Source organism: Mycobacterium sp. (assembly GCF_039583785.1).
Classification (GTDB): domain Bacteria; phylum Actinomycetota; class Actinomycetes; order Mycobacteriales; family Mycobacteriaceae; genus Mycobacterium.
Map to the genome: position 1 here is coordinate 1 of NZ_JAVKSG010000168.1, position 2,664 is coordinate 2,664.

At 67.5% G+C, this 2,664-nt stretch carries 3 protein-coding genes and 1 pseudogene; all 4 read left to right on the forward strand.

Features of this window, described 5'->3' with window-relative positions; genetic code table 11:
• Window positions 1-312 precede the first annotated feature (312 nt).
• Window positions 313-696, forward strand: a complete 384-nt coding sequence (locus tag ABDV69_RS20965) for a DUF2563 family protein (protein ID WP_343577723.1) — start codon at window positions 313-315, stop codon at window positions 694-696.
• 81 nt (window positions 697-777) lie between these two features.
• Window positions 778-1,866, forward strand: coding sequence for a hypothetical protein (locus ABDV69_RS20970; RefSeq protein WP_343577724.1), 1,089 nt, complete (start codon window positions 778-780; stop codon window positions 1,864-1,866).
• A gap of 50 nt (window positions 1,867-1,916) precedes the next feature.
• A complete protein-coding gene (locus tag ABDV69_RS20975; protein WP_343577725.1) occupies window positions 1,917-2,477 on the forward strand; it encodes an LpqN/LpqT family lipoprotein in 561 nt (186 codons plus the stop codon).
• Window positions 2,477-2,664: pseudogene (locus tag ABDV69_RS20980) on the forward strand (hypothetical protein); the annotation flags it as partial. The gene ABDV69_RS20975 and the pseudogene ABDV69_RS20980, both read left to right, overlap by 1 nt.

Consider the following 2,664-nt stretch of genomic DNA (forward strand, 5'->3'; position numbering starts at 1 on the left):
GCGGCGCTGAGGCCGGTGAGCACGCCGACCAACCCGGCGGCGACCACGAACCCGATCAGGCTCTCGGCGCCCTCGCCGCGGGTGTCGACCGGATGGGTGGTCGGACGCTGCCAGCCGGTGAACAGGCTGCGGAGTACGCTTTGCCAACTATCGCGGGTGTGTTCGTCCACCCCCCTTGCTTAGCGGAGGAACCTGGACGGACTGCTCGCGGGGTTGGTGTCGGGATCCGGCAGGGGCGTTGAAGCAGCGTCGGACAGCGTGGAATCCCACAGCCGGTGGGAATGAACGTAAATTCCCTGCAAGTTCATAGGCGTGCCCACCGGTAGACTCCGCAGCCAGGGTTGCAACGAGGAGAAAACGGGCGAGGTCGAGCGGAGCATGGAAGTCGACATCGCACATCTGCATGCCGGTGCGGATCGGTGTGGTGATGCGGCCCGCATGGCGCAGGCTGCGGCGGACAAGCTGGCCGGCAAGCAGCCGACAGCCGGGATGTTCGGCGATTTCGCCGAAGCCCACGAATTTCACCAGGCCATCGTGGCGGCACACCAGGGCCACATTGAGCTGTTGAACGGCCATCACCGCGGACTTGCCGACATCAGCGACAAAAGCCGTTCCGCGGCACATGAATTCACCGCGGGGGATGCTTCGGCCGCCGACTCCCTGCGGGCCGGCGAAGCCGGTTTCGGCACGCTCTGATGCCTCCAACCTTGGGGTTGGTCAAGCTGTCGGCCGGTGATTTGATTGCGGCGGCCGGTGGGGACCCGTGGCAGATCAACGATGGACTGCAAGCCGGTGACGCCGGCGCGATCAACGCCCAGGCCGACGCGCTTCATGCTGCGGCGGGTTCTGCCACCCGAGGTCGAGGATGACTTCGAAACGGCCAAGCGGCGCTTTGAGAAGGGCTGGCGGCACAACGGGGCTGAGCATCCGATCAACGAGTCCGCCCAGGTCATCCGCGCCACCACGGCATTGAAGCTGCAGAAGCCCCAACTCGCCAAGATCGCATGGGATTTGGAGACGGTGGCCGTGGCATTGGCCACGGCGCAACGCAGCTGCGACGCTGATATCGCCGCGCTGGACAATTTGCTGCACCGGATCGACGACGAGATCGGCGCCGCCGAAACCGCCAATCAGGACACGCGGGCTTTGCACGACTCAGCGGTCGCCGCAGTGCGGAGCACGCTGGGCGATGTCCTGAGTAGTCGTGCTGGGTATGCGGCCACCATGGCGTCGGCCAAGTCGTCGCTGGCGACCGCGACCGGCGAGGCGCCTCCAGACGCAGACGGCGGGGCCGGCGCCGCCGGCACACCTGCTGAGGAAGGCGGCACCGGTACGGCCGGCACGCCTGCCGGGGATGGCGGCGCCGGAGCGGCCGGCGAGGCCTCCGGGCTGACAGTGACGACGGGGGATGTGGCGCTCGGTGCTGCGGGCGCCGTCGCCGGCGGTACCGCGGATGGCGTGGGCAAGACGACGCTAAAAGTGATCAACGAGTCGCCCGGTACGGGTCCGGGTAAGGCTCCCCAGGGATTGTTGAACTGGCTGGAGGATCCGACGGTTGGCGGCGTCGAGCTGAAAGGATTCTCCCGGCTCGGTCAGGTGGTCGGTGCGGCCGCCGCGGTACCGGCCGTCATGTCCGATATCCACGACGGCAACTCGGTGGCCGAGGCCGTCACCCGGGAGGGTGCGGGTGTGGCCGCCGGGTTATGGGCGGGCGCAGAGACCGGTGGATTGATCGGTTCGTTCGTTCCAGGCGTGGGGACCGCGATTGGCGTGGTGGTCGGCGCTGGTGTAGGGGCAGGTTGCAGCGTGGGGCGGGTCGAAGTTTGTCGAATGGGCCTGGCATCCGGTCGCGGATGCGGTCGGTAGTGCGGTGCGCGGCGTCGAATCGGTGTTCGGTTTCGGGTAGGAAGACGGCGATGCGATTCGATGAGTTCGTAAAAGAGCACGGCTTCGCGGTTTTGCCGGTCGATCGGTTTGCCGGGCTGGTGGTAGAGGTGGGGGTGCCGCCCGGCTGGGAGCCTTTCGACTCCGCGCTCGGGGTCCGCGTGTGGGTGTGCCGCAACGACCGGTGCCTGTCGGAGTTCTGCGCCAACGCGGTGCTGACCATGCACCGCGTCCAGGCCCGACTGGACCCAGCTGCGGTGTTCGCGATGCTGGCCGACCAGCAGCTGCAGTCGGTGCCGACATCCCGCGAACTGCGCCGCGAACTCGCGGTGGCGACCGAGGGCGCCGGTCTGGTGGGGGCGCTCGCCATGCAGATCACCCACGAGCTCGGGGCCATCGACAGCGTGTCACAATCCCGGATCATCTCGGCTGCACAGGACACTCTGATCGCGCAATTGACGGTGACCGCGCTTCATGACTCACCGGTTGATCGGGCAGATGTCTGGCTGACCGTCCGGCCGGGCGCGGCGGCAGGTGCGGCGTCCGCGGGCGACTATCGTGCTCCGGTAATCGCACCGCGGGACGGTCGCTGATGGCGGGCGTCGCGGCGAAAAACCGTCGGAAGCGTATTCTGCGTTTCGCCTTCGGCGGCGCCCTGCTTCTGCTGGCGGGCATCGGTGTGCTGGGCGGATCGGCGTGGTACCTGAACCTCATCGTCGCTGTGATTGCCGGCATCGCTATCGTCGGGCAACGCCGGATTCTTCGCGCCGGAATCAGCCG